The 6,009-nt window shown below is 44.3% G+C and carries 4 protein-coding genes and 1 pseudogene; 1 reads left to right on the top strand and 4 read right to left on the bottom strand.

What is annotated here, in order from left to right:
* The 4 genes and pseudogenes from ACP45E_RS19825 to ACP45E_RS19840 form a co-directional block, all read right to left on the bottom strand.
* A partial coding sequence (locus ACP45E_RS19825) for a methyl-accepting chemotaxis protein (RefSeq protein WP_069585464.1) occupies positions 1-2,410 on the bottom strand: 2,410 nt, incomplete at its 3' end.
* A 260-nt stretch (positions 2,411-2,670) separates the two neighbouring features.
* Positions 2,671-3,447, bottom strand: a complete 777-nt coding sequence (locus ACP45E_RS19830) for a class II glutamine amidotransferase (protein ID WP_017035266.1) — start codon at positions 3,445-3,447, stop codon at positions 2,671-2,673.
* A gap of 218 nt (positions 3,448-3,665) precedes the next feature.
* Positions 3,666-4,628: a sensor domain-containing diguanylate cyclase gene (locus ACP45E_RS19835; RefSeq protein ID WP_017037037.1), complete on the bottom strand. Its 963-nt coding sequence runs from the start codon at positions 4,626-4,628 to the stop codon at positions 3,666-3,668.
* A gap of 138 nt (positions 4,629-4,766) precedes the next feature.
* Positions 4,767-4,861 (bottom strand): annotated as a pseudogene (locus tag ACP45E_RS19840) (ectoine synthase); the annotation flags it as partial.
* Positions 4,862-4,941: 80 nt separating this feature from the next.
* Here ACP45E_RS19840 and ACP45E_RS19845 point away from each other — a divergent pair.
* A partial coding sequence (locus ACP45E_RS19845; RefSeq protein WP_069585466.1) for a M14 family metallopeptidase occupies positions 4,942-6,009 on the top strand: 1,068 nt, incomplete at its 3' end.

A 6,009-nucleotide genomic window follows, 5' to 3' on the forward strand; every position in this document is an offset into this window, starting at 1 on the left:
CGACAACCGCGAAGCCTCTTCCCGCCGCTCCCGCTCGAGCCGCTTCTATAGCGGCATTCAATGCCAGTAGATTCGTTTGACCCGCAATTTCTTGTATCACCACCAACACATGACCGATTTCATTGCATTTAAGTTGCAATGTTTTCATATCTTCATTAGTAGCAGATACGTCGTTCACTAAGCTGTTCAACGCCATATTGCCTTGATCTAACGTTTGTTGCCCCGTCGTACTTTTATCATGTGCGTATCTCGATGTTTCTGCGACATCATTAGTGCTTCGAGCAACTTCCTGAATAGACACCGTCATTTGTTCAATAGCCGATGCCACCGATTCGGTTTCACGATGCTGAGTCGTAACCGCATGGGTGGTTTGAGCACTGGCGACCGACGTTTCTTCTGCCGTTGACGCCAAACCTTGGCTTGCCTCTAGAAGGTGAGCAATCAACTGCTTTAAATTGCCAGACATTTCTCTTAATGATCCATATAAGCTGTCTGTGGGTGCTGAATGGTCAAATTGGTGGGTTAAATCTCCATTCGCGACTTTCTGAGCAAGTAGCATCATATCTCGCGGTTCCCCGCCGAGCGGTTTCTTGATGATTTTAGCAAGATAAACAGCGAGTGCTATGGTGCTCAGTAACGTCGCTATCATCAAATAAATGATGCTGCTACGAATTTGATTGACCGACGCAAACGCTTCGCTTTGATCTAGCTCTGCCACCAACGCCCAGCGAATATCACCAATATCAAGAGGCGCATAAGAAGATAGGACTTGGTTTCCATTGTAATCGGTGATGAGACGAGCACCGCTGTTTCCTCTTAACGCCTCGATAGTCGCTTCAGTCTTGACTCCGTTTCTCTCAACATTACCAGAAAATGAGGCAGTGACTGAACGCTCCGATGGGTTCAAATACGAATCGGAACGCATCAAATAATCGGAACCCACTAAGTAAGACTCACCACTGTTACCCATTCCCTCACGCAGTTGCATCACCGAGTTAATCGCGTCCAACGACAATTGTAAGGCCACCACCATCACAACTTCTTGGCGTTCATTTAAAATAGGTTTGGCGATAAATGACGCTGGATCGCCATCCGAGGGAGCATAGGGGGCAAAATCAACCACCCCATATTGCTTACTTCCAATCACATCTCGAACCAATTGACCTAAGTTGCTTGACGCGTAGACACCATGAACAAGGTTGGTTTGATAATCTGCTTCTTTGGTGACGGTATAAAATGCTTCACCATTCGGATCGATCAAAAATAGATCATAGTAACCATAGCTTTCAATGTATTTGCTATAGAACTCTACTCCGTTATTGTCTTTTGGTACAAAAGCTTCTGTCACGTCTTGCTCTGAAATAATCCCCCACTGATTTGACTCATCAATAGTAATGGGTTGCCAAACCGACAAGACTAGATTTCCATTGTAATCAGTGATGATGCGAGAGCCTGCCTCATTGTTGAAGACTCGCTGAACAGCTTCTGTTTGTACTTTGGTATTGTTCTTAAACGAGGACGCAACAGAATATCGTTCAGGGTCAAGGCGAGAATCCGATCGCATCAATGAATCGGGGCCAATAAGATACGTTTCACCCGTTTGTCCCATCCCCTGAATTTGTCCGGTAATCGCATTCACTTTATTAATCGGAAACTGAAGAGCTGCATAGCCAATCACGGTTTGTTGCTGATCAGTAATAGGCGTGACAAAAAAACCCGCAGGCGAATTATTGGAATAATGATAGAGAGTAAAATCACCGAAATGGACTTGATCGTGTTGATTTGATTGCTGAGCGCGACGGAATGCTTTCTCTAAACCAGAGCCAACGATATTCTCAGATTGTATGTTTTTTCCTAGATCATTTTCACGCGTGGATGTATAGACAATGTTTCCATCGGTATTAATTAAAAAGGCGTCATACCAACCAAACTGCTGCTGAAATCGGTCTATTTCTTCACCGTAGTTATCTGCGATACCTGACCATTGGCGACCACTCACTTTTCCGCCTTGCGTTTGAAAAGCTCGGTCAAATTCCGACATCACCATTCTCGTTGTGTAAGAATCTGCGAAGAGGCGTAACCCCAATTTAAGCTGAGTAATGTATTCCTCTACTTGTTGGGCTTGAGCTTGATTAAGCGCTTCTAGTTTACGAAACCCTTCGAGCTTGAGCGTCGTGGCAACATCCACAAGGACATCCATGTCCCCTTCTCTCTCAGCAAAAAATGTACTGATTTGTGCAGACTTGATGCTTCTCACCGTATCGAGTTGGTTGTATGAACGTTCGGATAAGGCTGTTTGACTTAACAAAACCGCATTCAACCCTAACAACAGTGCAGGTACAACACCGATAAATACTAGGGCCCCTATTATCAAGCGCGAGAGCTTAATACGACCTAACCACTGACTCATAACTGTCCTTATTCATTTTATTAATAGTAAGGAAAGTGGTACCGACCGCCGCTGACTTATATGCTTGGCATTGCGTTCACCGTTTGGTATTGAATCAGCCTGCAAATGAAAATATCAGTTCTAGAAGGGATACCACCTAATAACAAGTAGTCAGAGGACTATAATTCCTACCGCTTAGCAAGCACCAGAAAGCATTTGTAACACATTGAAATCAAAGCAATTGTAAAGATTAATTTACGAGAAGACCGAAAGAAAAACCCTCACAGATAATTATTCACACTTATTGGATAGGTTTCTACTGACTGTTTGTTAATGAAGGTAATGGTTTGTGGTGGGATGCTTTTCCACAAACGCTCCTTATCTAGGGGCTCTGAGGCTAAAATGATGGCGTCTGTTGATTGAGAAATAAACACGGTCGGCGGCTTATTATCGGAACTGTAACGAATGACCCAAAACGCATTACCGTCGGACACGCAAATAGATGCTTTAAAAGGCTCAGAGATACGGTGCGCTTTAAGCGTATTAGAAATCATTTGGATGGTTTTCTGAAGTGATGAAATGGGGTCCGTTTCAAGGCCATTAGCCAATGCCAGAAGAAATATCAACTCACTGTCAGTAGAACCTTTTTTCTTGAGATACCACTCTTTATCCAACTGCCGCTCTAATTCAAATTTCACACTTTCAAAGTCTCCGATCTGACCGTTGTGCATGAACATCCAATTATCAATGATGAACGGATGGCAGTTGGCTCGTGAGACTTGTGCTCCCGTCGAAGAACGGATGTGCGCCATAAAACGGTGAGAACGAATATGATGAGCAAGTGAACGTAAGTTTTCATCACTCCAAGCCGGTAAGACTTCATGGAACTGGCCGGGAGAGCGCCTTTCGTTATACCACCCGATACCAAACCCATCGGCATTAACCCGAGTTACGGCTTTTTGAGCGTCCATAGACTGATTAATAAGCGAATGGACAGGTTCATAAACCAACTCATCGATATATCTCGGAACACCTTGATAGGCTAACCATCGGCACATTCTATGATCCTAATTACAAGCAGACTTTACAAAGCTAATTGAAACGACGAAGAACCACAATAAAAACGTGTCGACATGGCACATCCATCGTCGCTTTCTAAGCGACTGTGGGGTAACGCTATATTGCATCGGGGAGGGCTAGTGTATATTTAACGAGTGATTACGCTAAAAATAAAGAAGGTATAGAAAAGAGAAAATCTAGCGCTCGGATCTTTGCCTCATTCACAATCAAGATCGACGGTCATTACCGCATTTTTTCCATTTTTCTTTATTTGGTACATGGCTTGATCAGCGGCTTGGTAAACTCCATCAAAGTGATGCTTCCCTTTTTGAAAGAAACAAATACCAATACTCATTCCAATGTTTACGTTAGCAAGGGGCTGATTGAGCGTAGGGATAAAGGATGACAAAAGTTGGTCGCACAGTGCTGTCAACTTGGTGCGGTCAGCGTATGAGCACAATATAACGAACTCATCCCCCCCAATTCTTCCTACTTTAGCGTCACCAGGTGCCCGTTCAGTTAGTTCTTTTGCGATATTGGCGAGTAACGTATCGCCAGCATGATGGCCGAAAGCATCGTTAACCGATTTAAAGTTATCAATATCAAAAAATAGCATGGCTGATTCTTGCGAAAGATCGGGGGTATCTCGACGATAAAAATGTTCAACGATAGCACTTCGATTTAAAAGCCCAGTAAGCGGATCAGTGGATGCCAACTTAGCCAACTCCTGTTCATAACGCTTCTCTTTCGTCAGGTCGATGTGTGTCCCCATCATGCGAAGTGGATCGCCATTAGAGTCGTACTCAACAATACGGCCCCTATCGTAGACCCAACTATCACTTCCGTCTTTATGAATCATGCGGTGAACCACTTCATAAAGATCGGTTTTTCCTTTTATATGATCATCAAACGCACCAACGGCAAGGTCGTAATCATCAGGATGTAGATTACTTTTCCATGTATCTACCGTTGCAGTCAGCTCGTTCGGTTGATAGCCGAGCATTTTGCCCCACTGCATATTGAAAATGGTTAAAGTGCCCGAAGGGATATGCTGCTCCCACAAACAAAGCCCGTTGCTATCGAGAGCAGCATTCAATTTTTCTTGAAGACGGGCATTCTCACGCTTGAGTGCTTCGTTCTCTTTTTCAAGGCGTATGACTCTATTTAGATGCTCTTCCATTGCATTCATAAATCAATTGTATCCACAAACCAAAGCGGGCTTTAGAGCGAATATACAAAAATGGCGTCACTATTTCTATGATGCGCTTTAGATAGTGAGGCTTTAAATAAAGGTTTACCTGTTTTTCGCCAACTGTGTCTACTGCCCTGTCATCGGTGGATTAAATACACATGCTATTACCATCTCTTTATTATTGTATGCTCTTAAACATGTTCATCGTGTTGATCTAATAGGATCGCGCGAAGGGTAATTCGTTTACTCGAAAAAAAGTGTGATAATCTTACGGCAACTCAACCACGAGATAACAACTACAATGAAAATTTTCAGCAACTTCGAAAGCGGTAACATCCACGTCGTTTCAGCAGAATCTCCACAAAACATTCAACTCACGATTCCTGCCGATAACCAGACAGATATTTCACAATGGTTTCACTTCCGCTTAGAAAGTAAAGCGCAACAGGCGCACCACTTTACGATCAATGGACTGGCAACATCGGCCTACCCAGAAGGTTGGGTTGATTACGATGTGGTCGCTTCTTATGATCGCGAAGAATGGTTCCGTATCCCGGCCACCTTTGACGGTAATGCATTGGCGTTCAATATCATTCCCGAGCATGAGTCCATGTACTTTGCGTATTTTGCACCCTACTCGTACGACCGCCACCAGGACCTATTACACAACACCCAAACGCATCCGGCATGTAAGCTAGAAACACTCGGACACACGCTAGATAATAACGACATCAGTCTACTAACGATCGGCGAACCCAGCCCTGAAAAGAAAAATATTTGGGTTATTGGTCGTCAGCACCCGGGCGAAACGATGGCCGAATGGCTTATCGAAGGCTTATTGCTTCGTTTACTCGATGAAACAGACACCGTTGGCCGTTCGCTGCTCGACAAAGTGGTGATTCGTGTTGTTCCGAACATGAACCCAGATGGCAGTATTCGCGGACACCTTCGTACCAATGGTATTGGCGTGAATCTAAACCGTGAATGGCAAACGCCATCAATGGAGCGCAGCCCTGAAGTGTATCTGGTTCGAGAGCGAATGCTGGAAACAGGGGTGGATATGTTCTTAGATATCCATGGTGATGAGGCTATCCCATACAACTTTGTTGCAGGCAGTGAAGGTATCCCTTCTTACAATGCACGCATCGCCCATTTAGAGAATCACTTCAAGCAAGCTCTGTTAACCATTACTCCTGAGTTCCAAGACGACATTGGATACGACAAAGATGAACCGGGCAAAGCAAACCTAACTGTCGGCTCTAACTGGGTTGGAGAGCAGTTTAAATGCTTGTCTTACACCGTAGAAATGCCGTTCAAAGATCACATCAGTCATGCCGATGAGCTTTACGGCTGGTCGCCTGAACGTAGT

This window comes from Vibrio genomosp. F10 str. 9ZD137, assembly GCF_049974785.1.
Taxonomy (GTDB): Bacteria; Pseudomonadota; Gammaproteobacteria; order Enterobacterales; family Vibrionaceae; genus Vibrio.

Excerpts from the sequence above, each read along its gene's own strand:
- ACP45E_RS19830 (WP_017035266.1), bottom strand. The coding sequence starts at position 3,447 with ATGTGCCGATGGTTAGCCTATCAAGGTGTTCCGAGATATATCGATGAG.
- ACP45E_RS19835 (WP_017037037.1), bottom strand. The coding sequence starts at position 4,628 with ATGGAAGAGCATCTAAATAGAGTCATACGCCTTGAAAAAGAGAACGAA.